Genomic DNA, 478 nt, shown 5'->3' with positions numbered 1-478 from the left:
AAGATAGTCAGGAGTCCTACAGTCTTGAAACGTCAGACACACTCCCTTTCTTTGGTGCCACTTTTAGGGTCTCAGACGAGCATCAGTTCCGTTTTGCCTACAGCAATACGCTTACGCGACCTGACTTCAGAGAATTTAGCCCAACGCGTTATAAAGATCCTGAAACTGATTATGTCGTTCGAGGAAACCCTGATCTTAAGTATACCGAAATTACCAATATCGACTTTAAATATGAGTGGTTTCCAAGTTTTGACGAGTTCTTATCCTTTGGACTGTTCACAAAGAGCTTCACCAACCCGATTGAAACAGTTAGGTCGGTGCCAGATGAGGATATCGAAATATCGTATGTAAATGCTGAAGGTGCCGATAGCTTCGGATTTGAGCTTGGCTTTAGAAAAAGTTTGGATGGTCTATTGGGTGATCTTGAACATTACTTCGTAGAAGGAAACTACGCTTGGATTCACTCTGAAGTGCAGCT

At 42.7% G+C, this 478-nt stretch carries 1 protein-coding gene; it reads left to right on the top strand.

Features of this window, described 5'->3' with window-relative positions:
• Positions 1-478: TonB-dependent receptor domain-containing protein (locus A3761_RS01375; RefSeq protein WP_156491487.1), on the top strand; the 478-nt coding region annotated here is incomplete at both ends.

This window comes from Oleiphilus sp. HI0123 (assembly GCF_001635315.1).
This window is presented reverse-complemented; position numbering and strand designations above follow the sequence as displayed.